The 24,672-nt window shown below is 34.3% G+C and carries 22 protein-coding genes; 5 read left to right on the top strand and 17 right to left on the bottom strand.

Annotation, left to right across the window (positions count from 1 at the left end):
• Nucleotide 1: 1 nt before the first annotated feature.
• From ACNR9Q_RS03560 to ACNR9Q_RS03495, 14 genes are all read right to left on the bottom strand, one after another.
• Nucleotides 2–1,111 carry a glycosyltransferase family 4 protein gene (locus tag ACNR9Q_RS03560; protein ID WP_419213233.1) on the bottom strand — a complete coding sequence of 370 codons (1,110 nt, stop codon included), beginning with the start codon at nt 1,109–1,111 and terminating at the stop codon, nt 2–4.
• Nucleotides 1,092–2,117, bottom strand: coding sequence for an O-antigen ligase family protein (locus ACNR9Q_RS03555; protein WP_419213232.1), 1,026 nt, complete (start codon nt 2,115–2,117; stop codon nt 1,092–1,094). The genes ACNR9Q_RS03560 and ACNR9Q_RS03555 overlap by 20 nt, the downstream gene beginning before the upstream one ends.
• A gap of 197 nt (nt 2,118–2,314) precedes the next feature.
• A complete protein-coding gene (locus ACNR9Q_RS03550; protein ID WP_419213231.1) occupies nt 2,315–3,334 on the bottom strand; it encodes a hypothetical protein in 1,020 nt (339 codons plus the stop codon).
• Between the two features lie 56 nt (nt 3,335–3,390).
• The gene (locus ACNR9Q_RS03545) at nt 3,391–4,137 is read right to left on the bottom strand and encodes a glycosyltransferase domain-containing protein (protein WP_419213230.1); all 747 of its coding nucleotides are present in this window, start codon (nt 4,135–4,137) and stop codon (nt 3,391–3,393) included.
• A gap of 176 nt (nt 4,138–4,313) precedes the next feature.
• A complete protein-coding gene (locus tag ACNR9Q_RS03540) occupies nt 4,314–5,459 on the bottom strand; it encodes a glycosyltransferase (RefSeq protein WP_419213229.1) in 1,146 nt (381 codons plus the stop codon).
• On the bottom strand, nt 5,456–6,694 hold the full coding sequence (locus tag ACNR9Q_RS03535; protein ID WP_419213228.1) for an oligosaccharide flippase family protein: 1,239 nt from the start codon (nt 6,692–6,694) through the stop codon (nt 5,456–5,458). Before ACNR9Q_RS03535 ends, ACNR9Q_RS03540 begins: the two co-directional genes overlap by 4 nt.
• 10 nt (nt 6,695–6,704) lie before the next feature.
• Nucleotides 6,705–7,577 (bottom strand): dTDP-4-dehydrorhamnose reductase, encoded by an 873-nt coding sequence (gene rfbD / locus ACNR9Q_RS03530; RefSeq protein ID WP_419213227.1) that lies wholly within the window; start codon nt 7,575–7,577, stop codon nt 6,705–6,707.
• The gene (gene rfbC / locus ACNR9Q_RS03525) at nt 7,574–8,119 is read right to left on the bottom strand and encodes a dTDP-4-dehydrorhamnose 3,5-epimerase (RefSeq protein WP_419213226.1); all 546 of its coding nucleotides are present in this window, start codon (nt 8,117–8,119) and stop codon (nt 7,574–7,576) included. Before rfbC ends, rfbD begins: the two co-directional genes overlap by 4 nt.
• The gene (rfbA, locus tag ACNR9Q_RS03520; protein ID WP_419213225.1) at nt 8,116–8,985 is read right to left on the bottom strand and encodes a glucose-1-phosphate thymidylyltransferase RfbA; all 870 of its coding nucleotides are present in this window, start codon (nt 8,983–8,985) and stop codon (nt 8,116–8,118) included. Before rfbA ends, rfbC begins: the two co-directional genes overlap by 4 nt.
• 16 nt (nt 8,986–9,001) lie before the next feature.
• Nucleotides 9,002–10,045: a dTDP-glucose 4,6-dehydratase gene (gene rfbB / locus ACNR9Q_RS03515; RefSeq protein WP_419213224.1), complete on the bottom strand. Its 1,044-nt coding sequence runs from the start codon at nt 10,043–10,045 to the stop codon at nt 9,002–9,004.
• A gap of 9 nt (nt 10,046–10,054) precedes the next feature.
• Complete coding sequence (locus ACNR9Q_RS03510; protein WP_419213223.1) at nt 10,055–11,050, bottom strand: hypothetical protein; 996 nt, start codon at nt 11,048–11,050, stop codon at nt 10,055–10,057.
• Nucleotides 11,050–12,735: a DUF6909 family protein gene (locus tag ACNR9Q_RS03505; RefSeq protein ID WP_419214244.1), complete on the bottom strand. Its 1,686-nt coding sequence runs from the start codon at nt 12,733–12,735 to the stop codon at nt 11,050–11,052. Before ACNR9Q_RS03505 ends, ACNR9Q_RS03510 begins: the two co-directional genes overlap by 1 nt.
• A gap of 54 nt (nt 12,736–12,789) precedes the next feature.
• The gene (locus tag ACNR9Q_RS03500) at nt 12,790–14,286 is read right to left on the bottom strand and encodes a GH3 family domain-containing protein (protein ID WP_419213222.1); all 1,497 of its coding nucleotides are present in this window, start codon (nt 14,284–14,286) and stop codon (nt 12,790–12,792) included.
• A 6-nt stretch (nt 14,287–14,292) separates the two neighbouring features.
• Nucleotides 14,293–15,162 carry a M23 family metallopeptidase gene (locus ACNR9Q_RS03495; protein ID WP_419213221.1) on the bottom strand — a complete coding sequence of 290 codons (870 nt, stop codon included), beginning with the start codon at nt 15,160–15,162 and terminating at the stop codon, nt 14,293–14,295.
• 193 nt (nt 15,163–15,355) lie between these two features.
• On the opposite strand from ACNR9Q_RS03495, the gene ACNR9Q_RS03490 reads away from it, so the two are divergent.
• From ACNR9Q_RS03490 to ACNR9Q_RS03480, 3 genes are all read left to right on the top strand, one after another.
• Complete coding sequence (locus ACNR9Q_RS03490; RefSeq protein ID WP_419213220.1) at nt 15,356–15,541, top strand: Sec-independent protein translocase subunit TatA/TatB; 186 nt, start codon at nt 15,356–15,358, stop codon at nt 15,539–15,541.
• Between the two features lie 320 nt (nt 15,542–15,861).
• Nucleotides 15,862–18,318, top strand: coding sequence for an OmpA family protein (locus tag ACNR9Q_RS03485; protein ID WP_419213219.1), 2,457 nt, complete (start codon nt 15,862–15,864; stop codon nt 18,316–18,318).
• Nucleotides 18,319–18,678: 360 nt separating this feature from the next.
• Entirely contained in the window at nt 18,679–18,855 is a 177-nt protein-coding gene (locus tag ACNR9Q_RS03480; protein WP_419213218.1) for a DUF6747 family protein, read from the top strand.
• 127 nt (nt 18,856–18,982) lie between these two features.
• Here ACNR9Q_RS03480 and ACNR9Q_RS03475 read toward each other — a convergent pair whose 3' ends face one another.
• The 3 genes from ACNR9Q_RS03475 to ACNR9Q_RS03465 form a co-directional block, all read right to left on the bottom strand.
• The gene (locus tag ACNR9Q_RS03475; protein ID WP_419213217.1) at nt 18,983–19,987 is read right to left on the bottom strand and encodes a DUF4837 family protein; all 1,005 of its coding nucleotides are present in this window, start codon (nt 19,985–19,987) and stop codon (nt 18,983–18,985) included.
• Between the two features lie 12 nt (nt 19,988–19,999).
• Nucleotides 20,000–21,640: a LysM peptidoglycan-binding domain-containing protein gene (locus tag ACNR9Q_RS03470; protein ID WP_419213216.1), complete on the bottom strand. Its 1,641-nt coding sequence runs from the start codon at nt 21,638–21,640 to the stop codon at nt 20,000–20,002.
• A gap of 118 nt (nt 21,641–21,758) precedes the next feature.
• Complete coding sequence (locus ACNR9Q_RS03465; RefSeq protein WP_419213215.1) at nt 21,759–22,949, bottom strand: phosphoglycerate kinase; 1,191 nt, start codon at nt 22,947–22,949, stop codon at nt 21,759–21,761.
• A gap of 126 nt (nt 22,950–23,075) precedes the next feature.
• Here ACNR9Q_RS03465 and ACNR9Q_RS03460 point away from each other — a divergent pair, with 126 nt between their 5' ends.
• Nucleotides 23,076–24,248 (top strand): ATP-binding protein, encoded by a 1,173-nt coding sequence (locus ACNR9Q_RS03460; protein ID WP_419213214.1) that lies wholly within the window; start codon nt 23,076–23,078, stop codon nt 24,246–24,248.
• Complete coding sequence (locus ACNR9Q_RS03455) at nt 24,245–24,643, top strand: DoxX family protein (protein WP_419213213.1); 399 nt, start codon at nt 24,245–24,247, stop codon at nt 24,641–24,643. The genes ACNR9Q_RS03460 and ACNR9Q_RS03455 overlap by 4 nt, the downstream gene beginning before the upstream one ends.
• The last annotated feature ends 29 nt before the right edge of the window (nt 24,644–24,672 follow it).

Raw genomic sequence — 24,672 nt, 5'->3', positions numbered from 1 at the left:
TTCAATCTAACAATAATCTAATGGTTTCGACATGTTTCTTTTGAGCAGGTTCCCATGAAAACTTCTTTGCTTGCTGATAACCTTTTTTTATTAAAACACTTTTCAACTCTTCATTTAAGATAATTTCAGAAATCTTTGTAGAAAGCTGCATATGGTCCATTGGCTCAAAATAAGAAGCCGCTTCTCCGCCAACTTCTGGCAAACTTGATGAATTCGATGTTAAAACTGGAATTCCACTAGCCATTGCCTCTAATACAGGCAGCCCAAAACCTTCATAAATAGACGGAAAAACAAATAAGCTAGCACTTTGATATACAGAAGGAACTTCTTCATCCTTTATATAACCAGTAAAAATAATATGTTTCAAGAGCTTATTCTCTTCAATAAAATTAAAAACCTCTAAATCTGGAGTTATAAATCCTTCCTTCTTGCCTAAAATAACCAGTTTAAATTTTTCCTTAAACTGGTCTGGCAATATTTGATAAGCTTTTAATAAAGTTATTAGATTTTTATGTGGTTTTACATTTCCTACGTACAATATATAATTTTGAATATTTTTAATTTTACTTATCTGACGAACTTTTGTGTTAAATAATTTAAAATCTACACCGTTGGATATAATACTAATTTTATCTCTTTTTACTTTCGTAAATTTTATAAGTTCCTTCCTAGAGTGCTCGGATATAGTAATCAACCTATCGCTTTTTCTTACTGCCTTAGTAATAAGAATTTTGGCATATTTCCATTTTATATAAGATAAGTCCTTTTTATTTGCTAGGTGGTTAACATCATGGATTGTTGTTAATATTTTTTTACTACTTGTATAGAAAAATGGAATATTATAGTGTGGAAACCAAACAAGTTCTGTTTTAGGAATAACAAAAGGATATAAAATTTGTTCTAGAATAGAATATATTTTTGCACTAAATTCAATTATACTCACCTTATCAGACCAAGGAAAATTGGAAAGTTCTTTTTTATTTCCTAACAATACAACGTGAAAGTTATCAATTATAGATGGAAGAATGTTCTTTAAATAAACACCAATTCCTGAACTATTAATCATTCTGGCATCTATTACAATTTTTTTTTTAGATTGATCGATTTTCATTTAATGAAATTAAAATTCCCAATAATATCCATGGATATAAAAAATAAATTTGCACTCCAAAAAGAAACAACATCAAGAATCCTATTAGAAGTCTTTTTTGGAATTTCAATGCCTTTAAGCTCTTCCAAATATTAATTAAAATCAAAGAGAAAAAAAACAGCCCAATAATACCTGTATCAATTAAAATATCAAAAATACCTCCTAAACTATGAGAGTCCAAAACTCTAAACTCCTTTGGAGGCAAAGGAAAAAAACCTCTATATTCCCTATTGTTCCTCAGCAAAGGATAATTTCCTATTCCGATTCCAAAAAATGAGTGGTCATTTATAATTTCAGGAACAATAAAGACTGAAGGAATTCTTCCCATTATTAAATTGGTGTCGGTAGGTCTTTCTTCTACGGAAGATTTTACAATAGTAAGTTGTTTTACATACATCTCACTAATGTTAATAAAAAAAAAGGTAAATGCTGTAATTCCAATTATAAGAATGGGATAAACGAATTGTTTTATTTTTCTTTTTAAATAAACGTAATTCTCTATTCCTAACCATAGAACAGTACACAACAAACCTGATTTTGATTTTGCTAAAAATAAAATCACAATCAATAACAATACTCTCCGATATTTTGTAGATTTATCATATTTGAGCAGGCTCGTTGTTATAAAAATAAAACTTAACATTAATCCGTAAGGCCCTCCTTCAACATAATAACCTCTAAGTCTGAAATCTGAATAAACTATTCTTGTACTATCTATTGAAATTAACCCAAAATAAACAGAAAAATAGATAATTACGAAAAAAATAGTTATAAGTATGTTTAAATCAATAAACCATTTAAGGTATACCCTAAATTCTATTTTACTTGTCTTAAAGAATGAATAGGTTATTTGACATAATACCAAACACGCTATAATTTCAAAATACCTTGAAATGGATAAAACGTAGGGTGTTTTAAGTACCGAATCTCCTAAATACTCAAACTTTAAAAAATACGTGATTATCAAAGAGCAAAACAATTGAATTGAAAAGAATACGATAAAATAAAAAATGTGTTTATTTATCTTATTCCAAAAAACTACAGGAATAGATAATAAAAGTAATAGTTCTGAAATTTTTATCACATTAATTTTGAGATCGGTAAATTGTATACAAAATGTTAGGAACACAATTATTCCAAAACTAAATATGTGGCTATATCCTTTCAAAAAATTTGCTTATAAATTAACTTGTAAATTCTAAAAACCCTTTTGTAATCCCCCAAAATTAACCTCTTTAAAACAGTAACAGTAGAAATAAATAGAATAACCGTAATTAAATATTTCTTGTAATAGGTTTTAGTAAATAATATTCTATTTTTTAGAGCTAATAGATCAATAAACTCATTTTTAGTTTCTAGATTCTGGGTTTTAACTTTGGTAGAAGCTCCCTGTTTATGAAACACTCCAAAAACGTCCAGAATTTTAGGGATTCCTCCCACCTTTCTAAATCGTAATACCCAATCCAACTCCTCAAAAAAAAGGAAATATTTTTCATTTAACAATCCCACATTTTCCAAAAATATTCTAGTAATAATTATTGATGCGCCAATAGGATAATCAATTTTATATTTCGCAACATTACGACTACTTAGTAAATTAAGATTTTTTCCTTCCCCTAGATGCCTTGTAAGTGCAAAATATTTATTGTACCTCCCTCCAAAAGCTTGAATTTTATTTGGTTCAAAATACTCCAACAAGGGAGTTCCAAACATCTCGCTTTCATTCTTTTGGTGGGCTACTCTATTTAAAATCTGACATAATGTGTCCTTTTTGACTATAGTGTCGTTGTTAAGGAGCCAAATGAAATCGAATTGCTTCCAATTAGACCTAATTTCATTAAGGATAATATTATTCCCCGCCGCAAAGCCATTATTTCTGGTTGCTTTTACGAGAATCAATTTATCTTTGAGTATCGTATTTTGCAATTCAAATTCATAAAAGAATTGAAATGAAAGTGGTTTTTCTACAAAAGGCTCTACTATTTCAGGAAAAAGATAATTAGAAACTTCTAACTGCCCACAAGACCATTTTTTTATTTGATCTATAGAATTATTTGTTTCAGAATTATCCACAACAAAAACTGTGAAAGAATCCTGTAATGACTGTTTTAAAACCGTTTCCAGACATTCTATAGTATCCTCCCAATTATTATAATTTAAAATTACTATTGCAGTATTTAACATAAAGGATGAAAAGTTGGAGGGTTGTTTTTAACGCAGTCTTAATTTTTAAAAATGTATTACTTATTGTAAGTAAATGTATTACTGATCCTACTTTTTAAAACGTTTATTTTCCTTTTTATTCGCGATTTTAAAGTGAGGTCATGACTCTTATACTTGAAATCTTCACTTTTTCTTATGTTAAAACCATCTTCAAACAAACTTGAGCATTTTAAATCTAATTTCCATAACAAAAACGCCAGGCTTAATTGGTCTCTTTGACTATAGGTAATATAAAGGTTCCACCATGCTTTATCTAGTTCCACTATTTTAGAGTTATTATGCTGCCTATATATGATGTTATTTTCATAAAGTCCAAAATTTTCAGGAAACCCTTGAGTTTTATAAAACTTCATTTGTTTTTGAACAATATCATTGCTTTCCAGCCCTCTATCAACACAAGCCTTAGCCTCTTCATAGATACAATTTCGTTCTGGATGTTGAGCGATTGCAACCAAAACATCGTTTTGTTCCAATTCCTTTACTCGATTTTCTAAAATACCCGAAAGGATAATAATATTAGAGTCAATATATATACTTGTGTCAAAATCCGCCAAAACCTTATGTGGCAATAACTTGGCATACCTTGATAATCTTCTTTTATCATTGTCGTGAAAAGGTATTTTTCTTATTTCCCAAACACTATTCTCTGTTTGGCTCAAATCATTAGAAAAACATATGTATTCCCAATCTTCCATTATATATTGAGGTTCTTCCAAAATGTCATAATTTCCAGCTAAACAAGTATAAATAACCTTTTTCCTCATTTTTTTTAATTTCAAATTTATTAGTCAAGTTCAGCATTGAAACAACCCTATTAATGATTATGTAGTATTTTTTAATCTTTAATCACTTTACAAATATCATTTTAAGGATAGAACTTGAATGAAAATTACTTCAAGATGCCAATTATAAAATCTCACAAAACATCTTAATTTACTATTTATTGAAAAATAATTTTCAATAAATTGGTAATCATTAACTTTTGATTCTCCTGTAATTCTTCTAGTCTTATAATTCCTTTAGATTGAAGGTTAGCATAAATTAATTTATCTTCATTGATTTGGAGTATTCTATTTCTAATTTCATATATTGAAAATGGGTTGAAATAGAGCACGGCATTACCACAAATTTCAGGAATTGCAGAAATGGCAGAAGCTAATACAGGAGTTTTATATTTCATAGCCTCTATTGGAGGATATCCGAATCCCTCATTTAAAGAAGGATATATGAAACAGTAAGCATTTTTGTAAAAAATTTTTAAATCTTCTTCACCAACATAACCTTTAAAAATAAATTTGTCAGAGTTTTTAATTTTAAGTGAATTAACCTTTGAAGAGCCCAGAACAATTACTTTTTTATTCTCTAATTTACCCTCAGAAAACAATTGATCAAGTGCAATAATCGCTCTATGGTTATTCTTAATCCATCTATTTGCACTAACCAAAAGAAAATAATCGCCTTTTATTTCCTCGCTATTTTTTTTAAAATCAGAAAAGTCGATTGGAGCATAATTTACAGTAATATCGTTGGAGTCTAAGAAGGGAAAAAAATTTAATAATGAATATTTAGAGTGGTAGGATATAGTTAAAATATGTTTGTTCCTGATTTCAAGTAACTTCCTGTATTTCTGTTCTTTTTTTTTAAAACGATTCTTTTCAAAAAAAATATTTCTGATTATTAGCTTTAATTTGGAAAATAAATTTTTACGATAAAACCTTTCAACTTTATCCTTTGGCATTTCTATTTCCCTAAGACCTAAAACGTCCATTATGAAGATTGTTTTACCTATCTTAATATTTAAATATTGATAGGGCAAAGAAGAATAAAAGGCATCATAGTTGCCTTGTTGTATAACCTTTTCAACTTCTTCAACATGGTTCACAGGAATCAGATTGATAGTATATAATTTACAAGCAATTTTAATATCCGCACCGAGTTCAATATTTGGATTATATACACAATCGAAATCCTTAAATCCCTGTTCAATTGCTTTTAAAAAAATCATTTTTGCGTATTGACCCCCTCCATGAAAACGTGCCTCTGGGGATGGTTGTGTGGCAATTAAATCAAAAAGTAATTTTTTCATTTCTTTATATATAAATATGTTCTAGATATTATCTCTATTAAAATTGAGGTAACTAATAGGATTATAAGATATTTCAAATTAAAAGCGTTAAATAGATATAAAACTGATAAACCGGTTATAAAATAAATCATAGAATATACAATAGACAAGGTATATCTTCTCGAATCGAAGAAGAGTATCAATGCTGATCCCATAAACATACTAAGTACACCAAATGGAATTATTAACCCCATTAATGGAACTAAACTAACCGAATTAATCATATCTGGACCTCCTAAAAAAAGAATAATGGGCGTTTTGAAAACAATTAACAACCCATAAGCCAAAAAAGAAATTAGAGTAGCTCCCAAGGTTATTTTGAGATATTTTGATTTATTTTGCGATTTGGCAATATTTGGAAAAATTGCGTCTCTAAGCGCCATAAAAGGAGTTCTTAAAATACTTGCAATTTTTAGAATCAAATCATAGTATGATACTTCAGACATGCTTAAAATGGAACCTATCAAGACAATGTTTGATTTTTCCTTGACCATTACCATAGCATTTGAAATAAATAAACTAGTGCTATCTTTAATGTAGTATAGTAACATTGACTTCTTTTGCCACTTAAATCTTACCCCATGAACAAAGAAAATTACATAAAGAGAAAATAATCCCGCAATTATAATCCCCACTCCATTAATAATAGGAACTAATAAATAGTCCTTCTCTGATTTAATGAAAATAAATATTAACCCTACAAATATTAATCTACTTACAAGATTAAACAATGTTGTAAATTTCATCTTCTCTAATCCTTGAAAATACCACACTGGGAATATTAATTCATTCAAACATAAATACATGGTGAAATAAAACAACGATTGATTCAATTCAAAAGAATTGAATATTTTAAGCAATATGTATAGAATTATTAAACTTATTAAAAAGAGAACAGCCTTAATAATTAAAACACTACTTACAATTTCAGAAATTATTTTCTTATTATTCTTGTTAATACTAATATTTTTCGTAGCCGAAATATTAAATCCATATCCTACAATTATAGCCAAATAACTAATTATTGCTTGAGCAAAAACAATTCCCCCAAACGATTCTTTACCCAAAACCCTTATTAAATAAGGGTACGTAATTAATGGCAAGATTAAATTGAAAATTTGTAATATAGACAGATAGGAGAAATTTTCAATAATCCTTCGATTTCGATATAAAATCTCCTTACTAAATTTAAACATCAAATTTTAATTACGTATTCAATTTAAATGTTGAATTCAAAATAGCTCTTTTTAAACTATTCTTCCAATTCAATGGATTTAAGTGGAGGCATCCCTTAATTTTAGATTTGTCTAAAACACTATATAAAGGACGAGTTGCTGAAGTTGGGTATGCAATTGAATCTATAGCATTTACCGATATCTTTTTATTAGAAAATTCAAATATTGTCTTTGCAAAATCATACCAGCTCGCTATTCCATCATTACTAAAATGATAAATTCCGAATTTCTTATTTTCTTCAATTATTATTTTTGATAAAATTATTTCCGCTAAATCTTTAGCATATGTAGGTGTGCCAAATTGGTCGGAAACAACATCTATTTCGGTTTTATTTTCACTAATCCTTAACATGGTCCTTAAAAAATTATGCCCATACTCCGAATACAACCATGAGGTCCTTATTATAAAATATTCTTGTAAAATCTGATTTATGTATAGTTCCCCTTTCAATTTAGACTTTCCATAGGTATTTATTGGCTTAGGAATATCATTTTCTGTGTAAGGTGAAGTTTTAGTTCCATCAAAAACAAAATCGGTAGAAATATGAATTAATATAGTTTTCCCTTTTTTGCAATATTCGGATAAAATTCTAACCCCTTCCGCATTAATCTCAAATGCTTTATCCTGTTCATTTTCCGCCAAATCCACCTTAGTATAGGCCGCACAATTAATACAATAATCAAAATTTTCACTAATAAAAATTTCTTGCATTTTAATTTCACTAGTAATATCTAGTTCACTCGAAGATTTGAATATAAAATCAAGTTCCTTGATTCCACCTGATAACTCTCTTATACAATGACCTAGTTGACCATTACAACCCGTTACCAATATTTTTTTCATAGTCGTGCCTTCTTTATTGTTGGCAATACCAAATCCTTTTCTGAAACCTTTATGCTTTTTGGAGCTAATTGCCAATCAATTGCTAATGTTGTATCATTATAAACTATTCCGCCTTCAGATTCCTTGTTATAAAAATTATCACATTTATAAAAAAATTCAGCAGTTTCAGACAAAACAGAAAAACCATGTCCAAAACCTCTTGGAATAAATAGCTGCTTTTTATTCTCTGCACTCAGTTCTATTGAAAAATGTTGGCCAAAAGTTGGAGAATCCCCTCTAAGATCTACGGCCACATCTAATATTTTACCGCTTAAGACCCTTACCAATTTTGCCTGTGAATGTTCGCCCAACTGATAATGGATAGCCCTTATAACACCGTGGGACGAAAAAGACTGGTTATCTTGAACAAAATCTATCTTAGTTCCAATACCTTTGGCAAACTTTTCCTCGTTATAGGACTCAAAAAAATATCCTCTATTGTCGGAAAATACATTTGGCTCCAGAACAAAACATCCTTTTAATTTTGTTTCAATAAATATCATGAGCTCTTATTTAAGATTCCCAAAAGATTTTTTCCATAACCGCTTTTCATTAAAGGTTCTGCCAATGCTTTAAATTCATCCCTATTAATGTAGCCCATTTCATAGGCTGCACCCTCAATGGCGCCAATTTTGAGCCCTTGACGCTCCTCGATTACCTCTACGAATTGAGACGCTTGCATTAAGGATTGAAACGTTCCCGTATCCAGCCAAGCAGTACCTCTATCTAAAATACTAACACTTAATTTACCCCTTGTCAAATATTCCTTATTAACATCGGTAATTTCCAATTCTCCTCTTGGACTCGGAGTTATATTTGTAGCGATTTCTACAACATCGTTATCATAAAAATATATCCCTGGAACAGCATAATTAGATTTTGGTTCTAAAGGCTTTTCCTCTATGCTAATAGCAACACCTGCGTCATCAAACTCAACTACGCCATAACGTTCAGGATCATGAACCCTGTAGGCGTAGATTATACCCCCATCAGGATTATTATTTGATTGCAACAGTTTAGCCAAACCTGATCCGTAAAAAATATTATCCCCTAAAATGAGGGCTACTTTGTCTTTTCCAATAAAATCGGCACCAATAATAAAGGCTTCTGCTAAACCATTTGGTGCCTCTTGGACAGCGTATGAAAATGAACATCCGTATTTTTTTCCTTCTCCCAATAATTCTTCGAATAAGGGTAAATCTTTTGGTGTTGAAATAATAAGGATTTCCCTAATACCTGCATACATTAAAGTTGAAAGCGGATAATAAATCATTGGCTTATCATAAATAGGCATCAATTGCTTACTTACTGATAGTGTTAGTGGATGAAGCCTAGTTCCAGACCCTCCTGCTAGGATAATTCCTTTCATAGGTAGTTTTTGGTGTTTACGAATACATTTTTGAATAGTATTCTTTATAATCCCCAGATGTTACATGTTTTAGCCATTCCGAATTATTGAGATACCAATCAACCGTTTTTTCCAATCCTTCTTCAAAGGTAACCGATGGTTTCCATCCTAGTTCCTCATTAATTTTGGTAGCATTAATAGCATACCTTAAATCGTGCCCAGGTCTGTCTTTAACATAGGTAATAAGCTTTTCTGATTCTTCTTCATTTCTATTCAACTTTCTGTCCATGACTTTACATAGCAATTTTATCAGGTCAATATTTTGCCATTCATTAAAACCTCCAATATTGTAAGTTTCTCTATCCTTCCCCTTATGAAAGATTAAATCAATTGCTCTCGCATGATCTTCAACAAAAAGCCAGTCTCTGGTATATTTGCCATCTCCATAAACGGGCAAGGCTTTATTCTCTATAATATTATTAATAAATAAGGGTATCAATTTCTCTGGGAAGTGATAAGGCCCATAATTATTTGAACAGTTACTTATGACGAACGGTAGGTTATATGTCTCTCCATATGCTCTTACAAAATGATCAGAACTTGCCTTTGATGCAGAATATGGGGAATTAGGGTCATAACTAGTTTCTTCTGTAAATAGACCCTCTTTACCTAAGGAACCATATACTTCATCGGTACTTACATGATAAAAGCGTTTTCTAGAAAATTTGCCACTCCAACTTTTCTTAGCGGCATTTAATAGATTTACCGTTCCAATAATGTTTGTTCTAACAAAAGCTAATGGGTCTTCTATTGACCTATCTACATGCGACTCAGCAGCTAAATGGATTACCCCGTCAAAATTAATTCTTTCGAATAAGTCGTTTATAAAATCTTCTTGTACGATATCACCTTTGATGAAATTATAATTTGGTAATTGATCTACATCTTTTAGATTCTCCAAATTACCTGCGTAAGTGAGTTTATCAAGATTGTAAATAGTATATTCCGGATAATTCGTAACAAGTCTTCTAACTACGTGTGAGCCTATAAATCCTGCGCCGCCGGTTACCAATAAGTTCATAATTAAAATTTATAATTCTTTGGTTTTATTATTTAAAAAACCAAGAAACGATATTAAAAAGAATACCCCTATAAAAATAAGAGGCAATAAAACCAAGTTCTTCCCAAAAAAGGATTTGCGAACTACTTGAGGTTTTCCGAAATTAATAACACTAATTGGTTCAGTTTGTTCCTTTAGTTCCAATTTTTTAGATTCAATGTCGCGAATCAATAGGTTTTTATATTCAAACAAATCGGCCACATTTACTTGCTCTTGATTATCTAGAACGATTCGTTCGCTTGTAGAAAAATTTCCTTTGGCTGCCAGACTAGTGGTGTAATTTGAAATGATATCATCAACCTGCTTTAATAAAATTTGATTCTCTTCAATACGACTTTTGGCGTTGGCCCTACTGATTTCAATCAGTCCTTCAAAATATGGGTTAGAATTTATATACTCCATTATTTTTTCAGCAAAAATCTTACCGGTATCTATATTTTTATAAAAGAATGTTATTCTATGATTAAAGGAGCTTTTGTTTTGGAGTTCTGCACGAACAATATCTGCAATGGCCCCTGTGTTTTCAAAGCTTTGAAGTAGTTCTAAGTACTTCATTTCACTTTCGGTACTCTCCTTATTATCATCTACTGGAGCTATAGAGACTTCAAGTCCCGAAAAATCAATTTTTTCAATTCCAATGGAAGCAAAAAATAGGGTGTCTTGAGCACTTATATTTGATTGAATTTCTTCAATTACATCATATAGATAATTTTTACTCTCCATTTGAGGTTTTACAATGACCTCCGTTTTTAATTTTTTGGATATTATTTTATTCAAGCTGTAACCAATAGCTACTCCCAAGACAAAAAGACCGATCAGTATTAGAATATTTCTCTTGAGATAGAGAAATATTCTAAGAATAAATCTAAAAATAGCATTGAATCCCCTGCCTATTAGTTGAAACAATTGTCCCAAATCGACTTCATCGGAGCTATTTTGGTTAGCTGGAGTATTGTGTTCGGCCATTATGAGTTAAATATTTGTTTTAAAATTTTATCTGTAATTAAATACGTAGGTTTCACTCCTGTTGTCCCTAAACCTCCAGAGGCCAAAGTACTCCCCGTTTCCAAGGGATTATCTGAAGCGTAATAGGCATATCTTACTTTTACATCCTCGCCAATACTTTTACGAATCTTGGAAGCAGACTGTATCGCTTTTTGATAATGTACCCCTTCCATTTCTAAACCAATAACGTTCCAAGTCGATTTATGAAAAAACTTCAAAATATCCTTGTTCTGCAACGAAGTTCCTAAAACAGTTACCATGGTTCCTTCAAATACTTTTAGACCATAACCTTTAAAGTCTTCTGAACAGAGTTCATTTTTAAAAGGGTAATTATCTGCAGTTCCTTCAAAAATATGTGCTGAAGGAATCATCAAATCTCCCTTCCCTCCCTCTAGAATACCCGCTTTACCCATTATTGAAACAGAATCTACGTTTATCAATATCTCGTTATTCTTTTTGGTGCCGTAGGGCTTTAAAAGTTCGTCAATCGTTTCATAAGCCTGCTCTCCAAAGGCATAGTCCATTACAAATATAACAGGTTTTTTATCATCCGGCACTTCTGATAAATCATACGAGCAAACTTCATTTTCGATTTTAGAAGTATCAAAAATTTGAACATCGATATTAGTGCCAGATGTATCATCTATAGAAATCATTCCATTTTTTTCGGCAACATCCATCACTTTTTTTCTTAGCGAAGAATTTCCGGAACTACTTAAGGCTTCAAAAATATCGAGAGCATCAGCATTAGAAAATTCGGTTAACAAAGCGGACTTCGCAAAAAGGGAGTTCATTACACTATGCATATTGGCAGAAATAATATGGATGGGTCGTTGTAACAAGTTGTTCTTTTTTAAAACATCCTTAATGTTATTGGCCCATCTTTCGCCATGAATATGATGCCCGAGACGCTCCCTAAGCAGGGCACTAAATGTGACTGACCTTTTCTCTCCAGTAATTTGTTCCTCCAAGGCTAACTTTCCTAGCCAATAGATTATGCTTAAAAATCGTTCTGGAGTTTCTTTTGTACTAAACTTTTTATAAACCTCTAGAATTTCTTCAAAAGACCGACCTAATATATTGGCAGTATGTATAAGCGCTATTTCCCGCTCGGCTTGGGTCAATTCTTCTGGCTTTTGAAGTGCAGCTTCAAGTTTTGACCAATCGCGGATAGTTTTTTCTGTTTCAGGTATCAACACCCGATTACAAATTTTTTCAGATTCTATGAATAGGAAGGTCAAATGGGTAAGAATATCATAGATGTCGGATCTGCCCCTAGTAATCTCAATGTTCATTTGCTCATCATCGATCCGGTAGCAATTACGTCTTCTTTTCGGGGGAATGATGGGGTTTATGTGCGATATGCCATACCCTTCGTCTGAAGTTAAATTAATAAAACGGCACTGTTCAATTCCTTCCGGTAGCCTTTCTAGAACATAGATGAGTCCGTTCAACTCTGCCTTTTGCTCCCCTACAGAACCATAGATTTCTGGTCTTAACAGTAACAAAGCACTTTTTAAAGCGTCCCCAGAAACTCCGTTCGGCTTATAAAAACCACGATTGAAAAGGTGTCGCATAGTGATGTACATGCGCTCAATGGCGTTGGTAGATTCCTGTGCCCTAGTCGTTGTAATTGCTTTTCCCATTGCAGATTTCATGCAAAATTACGATTATTATTTCGCTTTAAAGGGTTTGGTTTTTTAACTTTTGAACTTCAACAATCCCTCTGCAACTTTTCGGTCGTTGGACAAGCGTTGGACCTTATTCTGTCCACCAAGTTTTCCTACGGATTTCATATATTCCATGAATCCGTTAGATTGAATAGGCGTTATTTTTAGGCGTTGCAAGACTTTACCTACTATAAGGTCATAGTAATAACTGTTCTGTTTTTGTAAGGCCTCGTCCAATCGATGAATAAAAAGACCCATGTCATCGGGCAATTTTTCAAATTCTACAAACCACTCATGATAGGGTAGTTCATCGTTTTCGGGTGTTATTTGAGGAGCTACCGTAAACTCACTTACACTAGTGTTCGTTTCGTTCGTTGCGATCATCATCGCTTCCTCAACTTCTTTTGCGATAACATGTTCGCCAAAGGCAGATATAAAATGTTTTATCCGTCCAGAAACCACTATTTTAAACGGATAGGTTGAAATAAACCGAATGGTATCTCCTAAATTATATGCCCACAACCCAGCATTGGTAGAGATAATCATCACATAATCCACTCCTATTTCAACCTCCTTTAAAGTGATTCGATTTGGGTTCTCATTGAAAAATTCGTCGGATTTAACAAATTCATAAAAAATTCCTGCGTCCAAAAGTAATAGCATTCCCCTCTCCTTTTGAGAGTTTTGATAGGCAAAAAATCCTTCACTTGCGGGGAAAAGTTCTATACTAGCAACTTTTCTTCCGATCAATGCTTCAAACTTTTTTCTATAGGGCTCGTAATTAACGCCTCCATAGATAAAAAGTTCGAAATTCTTGAATAAATCCCCAATATCTTGATTGGTATTTTCTCTAAGTTTTTCAAAATACATCTGCACCCAAGAAGGTATACCGGCAATAACGGTCATATCTTCACCCTTAGTCTCCTCAACTATGGCATTGACCTTGGTTTCCCAATCTTCAATACAATTCGTCTCCCAACTGGGTAAACGGTTTTTTTGTAAATAGTTAGGAACGTAATGAGCCGATATGCCAGAAAGTCGGCCTAACTTGATGCCATTCTTTTCATCAAGTACTGGACTTCCCTGTAGGAAAATCATCTTTCCGGTGACAAAGTCGGCATTACCAGTTTCATGAATATAATTCAAAATGGCATTTCTTGATGCCTTTACTTGCTCCTTTATGGATACATCTGTTATAGGAATATATTTTGCGCCAGAAGTAGTTCCCGAAGTCTTTGCAAAATAAATAGGCTTTCCCGGCCAAAGAACATCCTTATTCCCTGAAATTAATAGGCTTATATATTCCTTCAATTCTTCGTAATCCCTTATAGGAACTTTTTGCACAAAATCGGCATGCGTGCGTATCGTATCAAAACGATGGTCTTTACCAAACTTGGTGTGGGCACCACTGGAAATAAGTTGCTCAAAAACTTTTTCTTGGGTTTTAATAGGATTATCTACCCATTTTTGAGTTCTTTTTGCAATACGGTGTGCAAATATTTTGGCAGCAAAGGTCTTTAAAGACATCTAGGTTTAGTTAAAATCAATGAAGTTGGCTGGGTTAATAGGCGTTCCATTATCCCATATCTCAAAATGTAAATGTGGACCAGTAGTAAATTCGCCGGTATTGCCTACTGAAGCAATAACCTCACCGCCTCTTACAATATTTCCTTGAAATTTTGATAAAGAGCCATTATGCTTATAAACACTTAACAGGCCGCCCTCATGCTCAATGATAATGACATAGCCTGTGTCGGCCGTCCATTCGGCAAAAATAACAGTGCCGTTGGCAATTGCCTTAACCGGACTATCCATTTCCGCACTTATATCTACTGCATAATGTTTTTCATCCGAATTATAGTCCATTGAAATTGAACCCGTAACAGGGGTAAACAACACCAGATTCTTCTTATCAACAACCCGCTCGAATAAATTGTACTTATCTTCTAAAGCGACCTCGGCCCTTAATAATGAATCTTCTTTGGTCGGGGTAAGATCAACGGATAAAGGGTCTAGTTTATATTGTTGAAAAAGAGAGTCTCTATTAACTACTGTATTTTCTATATCTCCTTTTAAAACTAATCGAATATTATCTAAATACTTATTGGTATAATTTAAAGTTCTTACTAAAGAGTCTGTTTTATAGGTAAGCTCGGTAGCTTCCTTTTTCAATTTAGTAGATGAATATCCAGGAATATATTCGCGTAAGGGTGTAAAAGCTATTAATAATGTTGTAAAACCTATAAGGACAATCATAAAAAGAGAGCCGGTTACAAACACGTTCAATCTACTTAGTTTGAATGATATTTTTTCTTCAAAAGTACTTTCGTTCAAGATTACCAAACGATACTTGTGAAGCAACTTTCGTTTTATTTCTTTTCTCTTTCTGACTTTCTTGGCCATTTAAACAAAGATATGCTTAGAAATTAATTTGAACCTTTTGATTATGGAAATATAATGGCAATATTCTAACCCGAGGACGCATAAATGCCTAATTTATAGTTAAAATAAGTATTATTCAAAAACGTATTCGATATAACTGAAATTTCTATCTTAGTTTTTAGTATCTTTGATATCCAATTAAAATTAATGTCTTATGACGATTTTGTCTACTTTTTTGGCCATTGGCGCTCCACAAATCATTTTGGTGGTCGTCGTAATACTTTTATTATTCGGTGGCAAGAAGATTCCTGAACTTATGAGAGGCTTGGGAAGCGGTATCAAAGAATTTAAAGATGCCTCTAAGGAGGATGAAAAACTAGAAGAAAAGAAAAAGGAATAATCCCAAAGCATTATTCTTTATAACACCTCAAACGTTCTGTCTTTCAGAGCGTTTTTTATTTCCACAACTATCTATAAAAAGCTCTTCACCGATTATTTAATGCGTGTTGAAGTCCTTGGTTTTTAGCCAAGATGATTCCCTAAAGCTACGGTATCGTTAAGATACACGACAAAAAACACTTCTTTCACAACAAAAAATATTCGTTAAAAACCTTTAAGGTTAATTTCGTTTGGATTATAAGGTTATGTATTGTTTACAATAACGCGATTTTATAATCCTATTGTTGTTAGACCGTTAAAAGTCAATCAAGAAAGATGTGTATGAGGAATTTATTACAATTGTACTTTTTACTATTTGCCATTTTCATTCAGGCCCAAGATTTTCAGACCGCACTAACTTCAGAAAATACCGATGACCCAACTACACCTTCCCTTGTACACGAAAAAGATGCTACAATTGCATTTGAAAAAGTAGCAGATGACTATAACATTGCCCATAAGACCTTTACGAACATAAAGGAGGTGAAAAATGGGTTCTATATAGTCTCTGGGATTTTCAAAAAAAACAAAAAATTAAATTCCCAGGTAAAAAAATTAAACAAAAAAGGATTCGATGCGGGATACTTTCAAAATCCTGATAACCAACTCTATTATTTATACCTAAATCGTTACGATTCTTGGGAGCAGGCTTTGAAAGATTGCAACTCTAAATTTGACAATCGATACAAGTACGATTTTTGGGTACTTCAAATGGCCAATCCCGTTCGGGTTTCAGAAGTGCTGCCAATAGAGGAAGTAACCTATGCCATGCTCAAAGAAATAGATGCCGAAGATACTACCGCGCTAACCTTAAAAAAACAAGAAGAACCGAATACTTCTGAGACAAAAAGCAAGTTGATTCAACGAGCCGATGCGTATTTTAATAAAATGTGGTATGCAGAGGCCGCCAAACTTTATGAATTGGCCCTGACTAAATACGATCAGAACTATTCTTTTGATATTTTACAGAAGACGGGTGATGCCAATTATTTCAACACCAATATGGAAAAAGCCTATAAATGGTATAATCTACTTTATGAAAAGTATCAAAATGAAATGTCCTCGGATAACATTTTCAAATATGCGCACTCACTCAAAGGAACCGGAAATTACAGTAGGTCCAAACGTTTAATGAAATTATATAATCGAAAGTTGCAAGGTGAGCAAATGGGTGAAAGCTACGAACAAAACGAAGTAGTTCTTGACGGGCTATTGCGAATGAAAGATAAGTTTGCCATTAAAAACCTAAAAATCAACACAAATTATTCAGATTTCTCTCCCATGTATTTTAATACTGATGAAATCGTTTTTGCATCGGCAAAAGATTCTTCCATTTTTAACACCAGACGGTACAAATGGAACGATCAACCTTATTTGGATCTGTATGTGGGCAAAATAAATGATGGATCGCAAGAATTAAAGAATGTCATTAAATTCTCTAAAAAAATCAACTCGAAGTATCACGAGGCTTCCGTTACCTTTTCGCCAGATAATAAGACTATGTATTTTACGCGGAACAATTATGGCAAAAAGTTAAAACGAGATAAGAACGGAATAAATAATCTTAAAATCTATCAATCTAAGAAAGTTGATGGTGAGTGGACCGAAGCAGAAGAGGTTTCCTTTAATAGTGACAACTATTCCACTGGGCATCCAGCCTTAAGTATGGATGGAAAGCAACTTTATTTTATATCGGATATGCCAGGGAGCATAGGTGAAACAGATATTTTCGTTGTTGATGTGCTTGAGAACGGTTCCTTTTCAACCCCCAGAAATCTTGGCCCCGAAATCAATACGGTACAAAAAGAAATGTTCCCGTTCATTAATGGTAAAAAGCTTTATTTCTCGTCAGATGGTCATGTTGGATTAGGAGGGTTGGATGTTTTCGAAGTCGCCTTTGACGATGAAAATGGATTTCTTGAAGTTCGTAATGTCGGTAAGCCGATAAACAGTAAAAAAGATGATTTCTCGTTTATTATGAACGAGAAAACACAGAACGGATACTTTGCATCTAACCGGGCCGGTGGTAAAGGCGATGATGACATCTATTCCTTTAAAGCATTGCAGCTCGAGGAAATCCCGACAAATAAGAACGTCGTTGCTGGCGTAGTAACAAAGTTAATAAGCGGTGACATTATGCCTAATACCCTAGTACAATTATTGGACGAGAATACTATTAAAATCAAGGAAATGGAGACCGATGAAAATGGAAGCTTTGTTTTTGAAGATCTGGACTCAGATACTAGGTACATATTAAAAACCACGAAAGAGACCTATTATGAGGATACTAGGGAGGTGGCAACCGTTGATAATGAACTGGTAAACGTCGAAGTTTCAATGAGAAAGCTAAACGAAATGATTACGGTAGAGAACGGTATCAGAAAATTAAAGACTGAAATGATTCACTTTAATTTTGACAAATTCAATATCAGGGATGATGCCGCACTTGAATTGAATAAACTCGTTTCTGTAATGCAAGAATCTCCGAATATGATCATAAAAATCGAATCACATACCGATTCAAGAGGTCCTGCGGTCTATAACAAATACCTGTCGGACAAGAGGGCCAAATCTACTCGAGATTATATTATTAGTCAAGGTATTGATCCTCGCCGTATTCAAAGTGCCATTGGCTATGGAGAAGAACAGCTTCTGAACGAATGTGATGGAAGCCTTCGTTGCACAGAGAACCTGCATTATCTTAACAGGAGATCAGAATTTATTATCGTAGAAATGTAACTCAACCAACTTAGTTCAAAAACCATCGCTCCAACGGCGGTGGTTTTTTATTAATAGAAATTCCTATTTCTATGGATATAATCCGTACTCAAAACACCCCTTTTTTAAATTAAAATTGAATCATAATAGTAATTACAGTATTCGTTTCAATAAAAACAGTTCCTCTTTTCTTTCAAACACTTTACCGCATTCTTCAGAAAACAAAATGCTGTTAATCATCCTGTTTAATCTACATTACATGGATTTTTAGGAAGAGCCACTACTTTTCACAGTAAAAACGATCGCTTTGACTAATCTTTTCTATACATAAAGAACAAGTGATGAACTTTACCTGATTATGAACTCTAAAACTACTTTACTATGGAAAAAATTACACTTGTAAAAGAAATCTATACAGAGGCCTTTAGAAATTGGAAGAACTATCTTTTGGAAAATTATTTTAAACTGTTCTCGTGGATGGGTTTTGCCTTGATAGGTTTGGCCACCTACGCATTAATCTACCGAATTTCTACAGGATTCTCGTTCAGCAACCTATAAGTTAGAACTTCGGTCGCATTGAAGTATACTTACGAAATAAGGGTACTGTTCGTTTGACCACCCTACCGATTTAAGCAAAAAAAGGGCTCAGGTGTTTCCTGAGCCCTTTTCATTTTGATGTTTTTTGTTATTCTTTTTGTTCCCCTACGTTAAACTGAACCGATTTCAATATCGCTTCCAATTCAAACATATAATCTCTTTTTTGGGTAGCGGGCGCAAAAACAAATCCTTCTAAAATCAATTTTCTGTTATTTTCCTTATCATTGATAATATAGGTCAGAAACGGGCCTGCCATAGGATATGCCGACATTTCCCATATACCCCTTACCTCTGCTGCCTTTCTCCCCGCAACCTCAGCAGGAAAGACGTATGGAGAAAAACCCTTTTCCGTTATCATATAATTTTCCTTACCTGGTACATCTGTGCCAGGAATGAACAATTTCCCAATGGAATCTCGCATTTTTACAATGTCTTGCACAAAGGTAGAGTCGTTCTGAAAACTATCCCAAGGCATTGTATAGGCAATAATGTTCATGTTCCCTTTCTGTATTTCACGATCGATCCAAACGAAATTGTCCTCTTCACGCCCCACTCTATAAATAGAAGGTATCTTCATTGAAATATTGAACTTGTTCTCTAAAGCCTTTTCCTTATTCAAGGATTTTGTAAACCGCAGTTGTGCCTTTTCTATTTCTAGTTTTTTGAATGCCTTAATAAATTCTGGAGCGGTATTTGTAATATTCTCAATAAGTTCTTGTTTCGTGCGCCCCTTTATTACCCCCACCTTTTGTGGTTTTGAGTACATATTGGATTTCATGTGGGCAACATTCAAAGAGTCTTCCATTACGTACAAAACGGAGCTTGTATTACGTACTGACCCTGAAAAAATCTGTGGTGGTATTTGGGTTACGCTGAACAAGGCCTCGTCCCACGTAAGGCCCAAGGCGGCGGCAGTATATTTTTCTCGAATCGCATCGCCTACGCTACTTTTCCATAATTCATTGTCGATAACAACGGTTAATGTGTTCATGGCACCGACCGAATCCGGCAGATAATCTTGTTTGCCATTTTCCTTACATGCAATTGCAACTCCTAAAAGTGCTAAAAAACAAAGTAAAATTCTTTTTTTCATTAGTGTATCAATTTACGATGAGCAGTCACACAACTTTAATTTTGTGCCGGGTTTTAAATTATTACCACTAATACCGTTCCATTTTCGTAAATTTTCAATAGTAACACCAGGATATTTTTTAGAAATGGTCCACAATGAGTCTCCACTACGCACCTCATATACCTTAGAATTGATTGCAACACCAGTTCTAGCAGGGGTATCGCGAGGTTTTACGGCACTTGATCCATTTCTTCGAGGATAAATGGTCAATCGCTGTCCAATTCGTAAATTATTACTACGCAACCCGTTCCATTGTTTAATTTGGCTTACCCCTACCCCGTAGTGCTCAGCGATTTTTCCTAAAAAATCTCCGCTTTTCACCTTATATCGCACACTATTTTGCTCCGCTTGCTTTTCAATTTCGGCCATTAGCCCTTCTTTGCTTTTCAACTCTTCTTCCACATGGGCGTATATCGCATCCTCATTGGCAACAAATTTTCCAATTTGATGAACGGGCAAGCGTAAAGCGTATTGTTTTCCTTCAACAAAGGGAATGACTTCTAATTTGTAGTGAGGGTTCAATATTTTTAATTCTTCTTTGTCAATATTCGTGAGTTCGGTTATTTGATCAAAAGTTATCATGCTTTTAATGTGTACCGTGTCTGTTTCAAAATAGGCGCGTTCTGCTTTTTTAGTTCTTAAACCGTGCTCTTCGGCATATTCAAAGATATACATCGTGGCCAAAAAAGCCGGCACATATCCTGCAGTCTCTCTTGGAAGGTTTCTTCGTATGTTCCAATAGTTCGTGCGACCGCCACTTCTGCGTATGGCCTTGTTCACATTACCCGGACCAGAATTATACGCCGCTAGAGCTAAGTCCCAGTCTTCATAAATGCTATATAATCGATTTAAATATTCGCACGCTGCCGCTGTAGATTTAATTGGATCACTTCGTTCGTCAACATAACTATTGATATCCAATTTCATCTCTTTTCCGGTACCGTACATAAATTGCCAAAGACCAGTAGCACCAACCCTAGAGCGCGCCTTAGGGTTTAAGGCCGATTCTATAATGGATAGATACTTCATCTCAAGTGGAATGTCATGATTATCCAACTGTTGTTCGAACATCGGAAAATAAAACTGACTCACGGTCAACATGCGCTCCATCAAATTTCTTTTTCTAGTAAGAAAAGACTTGATAACGCTCTCTAATGAAGGGTTGTACTCTACGTTAAAGGGTGTTTTCTCATTTATTTTGGCCAAACGGAGTTTTAAAGTATCTGTAGGTAGATCATACTCATAGGTTGCACTGGTATCCAACTCAATGATTTCTTGGTACATTTCATCGAAAAGGGGGGCGGCATCTACCAATTCTTTCATCCATAAACTGTCGAATTTCGCAGCCAGTTCGTGATCTTTAAGAGAATATGTAGAAGACTCGGTAGGCTTAAAAAGCAACAGCTCTTCTTCAGGTGTTTTCGTGATGATGCTTAACTGCCCTAAAGGCACCACGTCGGTTTTGTCAATCACCAAGGTGTCCTTCGTTATGATTATACGGTTTACCAAATCATCGGTGGCCGTTGTGGTAGCGTCAGTTTTTTGGGCTGAACCCAGCATTGGAATCAGTAGTAATCCCAGAAAATAAATACAATTGTTTTGAAGTCTGTTCATTTGAGGCAAAATTTCTTAGCGGGACTAACGAAAATCGTACATTTTTTTATGAGAATAAAATTAATTCTCATAAAATGTACGATTTCGCACTGTAACCCGTTTATCGATAACGCCTTTCCTAGCTTAATATTGCAGAAATACCTGGCAAGGTTTTGCCTTCTAGACTTTCTAACATGGCACCCCCCCCTGTAGAAACATAACTCACTTTATCCTCAAAGCCAAATTGCTTGACAGCGGCAACGGAATCTCCGCCGCCAACTAATGAGAAAGCCCCTTTTTTAGTTGCCTCATCTATATAGTTACCGACTGCAATAGTACCCTTGGCAAATTTTTCCATTTCAAAAACACCAATAGGTCCGTTCCAAAGAATAGTTTTTGATGCTAGAATGACCTTTTTGAAATTTTCCAATGTTTTCGGCCCAGCGTCCAACCCTTGCCAGCCATCAGGAATTTTATCCACATCAACTACTTGAGTGTTTGCATTGGCATCAAAATCATCCGCGGCTAGAACATCGACAGGAATATGTACGTTAACCCCTTTGTTCTTCGCTTTTTCCAAGATTTCCATAGCAAGGTCCATCTTATCATCTTCACAAATCGAATCTCCTACTTTTCCGCCCTGTGCCTTTATAAAGGTATAGGTCATTCCTCCGCCGATGATCAAATCATCTACCTTGTCCAAAATATTTTCAATAATAGTGATTTTTGAAGAAACTTTTGCGCCTCCAAGAATGGCCAAAACAGGTTTTTCGCCAGTAGCCATTACTTTTTCAATAGCTTCAATCTCTTTGGCCAACAAAAATCCAAAGCATTTAGCATCAGGAAAAAACTTTGCTACAATTGTGGTAGAGGCATGGGCACGATGTGCAGTTCCAAAAGCATCGTTTACATAGATATCACCTAGTTTAGAAAGCTTTTCTGCAAAAGCTTCGTCCCCATTTTCTTCTTCGCTATAGTAACGTAAATTCTCAAGTAGAAGTACTTCGCCGTTCTTTAATTCAGCAACCGCTTTTTCTGCTTTTTCACCGACACAATCATCAACGAACTTCACGGAAACCCCAATAATATCGGAAACAGCGGTACATATATGTTTTAATGACAAGTCTGGATTACGTTTTCCATCAGGTCTTCCTAAGTGACTCATAAGGACAGCACTACCGCCATCTTCCAAAATCTTTATAATAGTCGGCTTTGCAGCTTCGATTCTATTTGTATCCGTCACTTCAAATTTATCATTCAAGGGAACATTAAAGTCCACTCTTACCAACGCTTTCTTGTTCTCAAAATTAAAGTCATTCAATACTTTCATGTGCTATTTCCTTTTGTTAAGTGACAAATGTAAAGATTAATAGTTTTGGGTTAAAGAGCTAAAGCGGTTAATTTATGCTCATTACCATTAAATTTGTTATGCTTTAAAACAACTATATTTGATTCTATGTTATTCAAGGATATTTTAGGACTTTCCCATATTAAAAACCACTTGTCATCAAGTGCAGATGCCGGCCGCATACCCCATGCACAGCTTTTCGTTGGTCCAGAAGGTTGTGGCCTTTTACCTATGGCTTTGGCATACGCCCAATACATTATCTGCCAAAACAACAACGGCGAAAATGAAGGGGGAACTACTGCTTGTAATATTAAATTCAATTCGTTATCCCATCCCGATGTTCATTTTGCTTTTCCGGTGTCCAATTCAGACAAAGTAAAATCACATGCGGTAAGCGACCATTATATGAAAGAATGGCGTCAATTTATTATGGAACAACCGTATGGCAATCTTTTCGATTGGTACCGGCTTATCGAAATAGAAAAAAAGCAAGGCCAGATCGGGGTAGATGAAGCACAGGACATCGTCAAAAAATTATATTTAAAATCCTATGAAGGAGGCTATAAGGTGATGTTGATTTGGATGGCCGAAAAAATGAACACCGCCGCCGCCAATAAATTATTGAAATTACTCGAGGAGCCACCGGATAAAACCATATTCCTGCTTCTTTGCCAAGAGGAAGAGCAGATTATACAGACGATCAGATCGCGGTGCCAAGTGGTTCATTTTCCTCCCTTGTCCGAAGATGCCATAGCTGGCGCATTAATAGAAAAAGGGTCTGCAAAGCCAGAAGCCATGCGGATCGCTCACGAGGTAAATGGTAATTTCAACAAGGCACTTGATCTTTTGAATAATGATTCTGAAGATTTAGTGTTTGAAAATTGGTTCGTGCAATGGGTACGTAGTGCCTTTAAGGCAAAAGGAAACAAAGCCGCCATTCACGAACTATTATTGTGGAGTGAAGAAGTTGCCAAAACTGGAAGGGAAACCCAAAAGAAATTTTTACACTATTGCATAACCGTAATGCGGCAGGCACTGATGATCAATTACGGGGCAGAAGAACTTGCCTATCTTAAAATACATGCAGATGGATTTCAGCTCAAAAAATTTGCCCCATTTGTTCATGAAAACAACATTCTTGATATTACCCAAGAACTCGAGGATGCCATTTATCATATAGAGCGCAATGGAAATGCCAAAATTATATTTACAGATATCTCCATTAAGCTTACGCGCCTTTTGCATAGAAAAGCTTCTGAATTGAACCAACCATTACCATGAATTCACCATTACACCACGCCACCGAAATTTTGCTGCTACTATTTTTGATTATTACTTTTTTACAAAGTGGTCTGGATAAGATGTTGGATTGGAACGGGAATATCTCTTGGCTAAAAGAACATTTCTCAAAGACTCCGTTTAAAAATAGTATTCCCCTATTGGTTGGAATTATTCTGGTTACCGAGCTGATTGCCGCATTTTTATGTGTCGCCGGTATCTATGAGCTTTTAAGTATAGGAAAAACCATATTAGGATTCTATGGAGCTATTTTATCGTGCGTTACCCTACTTATGCTTTTGTTCGGACAACGTGTTGCCAAAGATTATGAAGGGGCAAAGACCATTGCTATCTATTTCGTTCCTTCTATATTATTGGTGTTTCTACTACAATTATAGCTGCAATGGTTCACTACCTTTACCAAGCT

Origin of the sequence: Maribacter sp. X9 (genome assembly GCF_048537565.1) — a bacterium.
Taxonomy (GTDB): Bacteria; Bacteroidota; Bacteroidia; order Flavobacteriales; family Flavobacteriaceae; genus Maribacter.
The sequence above is the reverse complement of the archived record's forward strand: the minus strand, read 5'-3'. Positions and strand labels throughout refer to the sequence as shown.

What these genes read in the sequence shown, in the direction of transcription:
- ACNR9Q_RS03550 (WP_419213231.1), bottom strand. Translation starts at nt 3,334, where the DNA reads ATGTTAAATACTGCAATAGTAATTTTAAATTATAATAATTGGGAGGAT.
- ACNR9Q_RS03545 (WP_419213230.1), bottom strand. Translation starts at nt 4,137, where the DNA reads ATGAGGAAAAAGGTTATTTATACTTGTTTAGCTGGAAATTATGACATT.
- ACNR9Q_RS03485 (WP_419213219.1), top strand. Translation starts at nt 15,862, where the DNA reads ATGAGGAATTTATTACAATTGTACTTTTTACTATTTGCCATTTTCATT.
- rfbA (WP_419213225.1), bottom strand. Translation starts at nt 8,985, where the DNA reads ATGAAAGGAATTATCCTAGCAGGAGGGTCTGGAACTAGGCTTCATCCA.
- rfbB (WP_419213224.1), bottom strand. Translation starts at nt 10,045, where the DNA reads ATGAACTTATTGGTAACCGGCGGCGCAGGATTTATAGGCTCACACGTA.
- ACNR9Q_RS03495 (WP_419213221.1), bottom strand. Translation starts at nt 15,162, where the DNA reads ATGGCCAAGAAAGTCAGAAAGAGAAAAGAAATAAAACGAAAGTTGCTT.
- ACNR9Q_RS03540 (WP_419213229.1), bottom strand. Translation starts at nt 5,459, where the DNA reads ATGAAAAAATTACTTTTTGATTTAATTGCCACACAACCATCCCCAGAG.
- ACNR9Q_RS03480 (WP_419213218.1), top strand. Translation starts at nt 18,679, where the DNA reads ATGGAAAAAATTACACTTGTAAAAGAAATCTATACAGAGGCCTTTAGA.
- ACNR9Q_RS03510 (WP_419213223.1), bottom strand. Translation starts at nt 11,050, where the DNA reads ATGGCCGAACACAATACTCCAGCTAACCAAAATAGCTCCGATGAAGTC.
- ACNR9Q_RS03465 (WP_419213215.1), bottom strand. Translation starts at nt 22,949, where the DNA reads ATGAAAGTATTGAATGACTTTAATTTTGAGAACAAGAAAGCGTTGGTA.
- ACNR9Q_RS03460 (WP_419213214.1), top strand. Translation starts at nt 23,076, where the DNA reads ATGTTATTCAAGGATATTTTAGGACTTTCCCATATTAAAAACCACTTG.
- ACNR9Q_RS03560 (WP_419213233.1), bottom strand. Translation starts at nt 1,111, where the DNA reads ATGAAAATCGATCAATCTAAAAAAAAAATTGTAATAGATGCCAGAATG.
- ACNR9Q_RS03475 (WP_419213217.1), bottom strand. Translation starts at nt 19,987, where the DNA reads ATGAAAAAAAGAATTTTACTTTGTTTTTTAGCACTTTTAGGAGTTGCA.
- ACNR9Q_RS03490 (WP_419213220.1), top strand. Translation starts at nt 15,356, where the DNA reads ATGACGATTTTGTCTACTTTTTTGGCCATTGGCGCTCCACAAATCATT.
- ACNR9Q_RS03505 (WP_419214244.1), bottom strand. Translation starts at nt 12,735, where the DNA reads ATGGGAAAAGCAATTACAACGACTAGGGCACAGGAATCTACCAACGCC.
- ACNR9Q_RS03455 (WP_419213213.1), top strand. Translation starts at nt 24,245, where the DNA reads ATGAATTCACCATTACACCACGCCACCGAAATTTTGCTGCTACTATTT.
- ACNR9Q_RS03470 (WP_419213216.1), bottom strand. Translation starts at nt 21,640, where the DNA reads ATGAACAGACTTCAAAACAATTGTATTTATTTTCTGGGATTACTACTG.
- rfbC (WP_419213226.1), bottom strand. Translation starts at nt 8,119, where the DNA reads ATGATATTTATTGAAACAAAATTAAAAGGATGTTTTGTTCTGGAGCCA.
- ACNR9Q_RS03500 (WP_419213222.1), bottom strand. Translation starts at nt 14,286, where the DNA reads ATGTCTTTAAAGACCTTTGCTGCCAAAATATTTGCACACCGTATTGCA.
- rfbD (WP_419213227.1), bottom strand. Translation starts at nt 7,577, where the DNA reads ATGAAAAAAATATTGGTAACGGGTTGTAATGGTCAACTAGGTCATTGT.
- ACNR9Q_RS03535 (WP_419213228.1), bottom strand. Translation starts at nt 6,694, where the DNA reads ATGTTTAAATTTAGTAAGGAGATTTTATATCGAAATCGAAGGATTATT.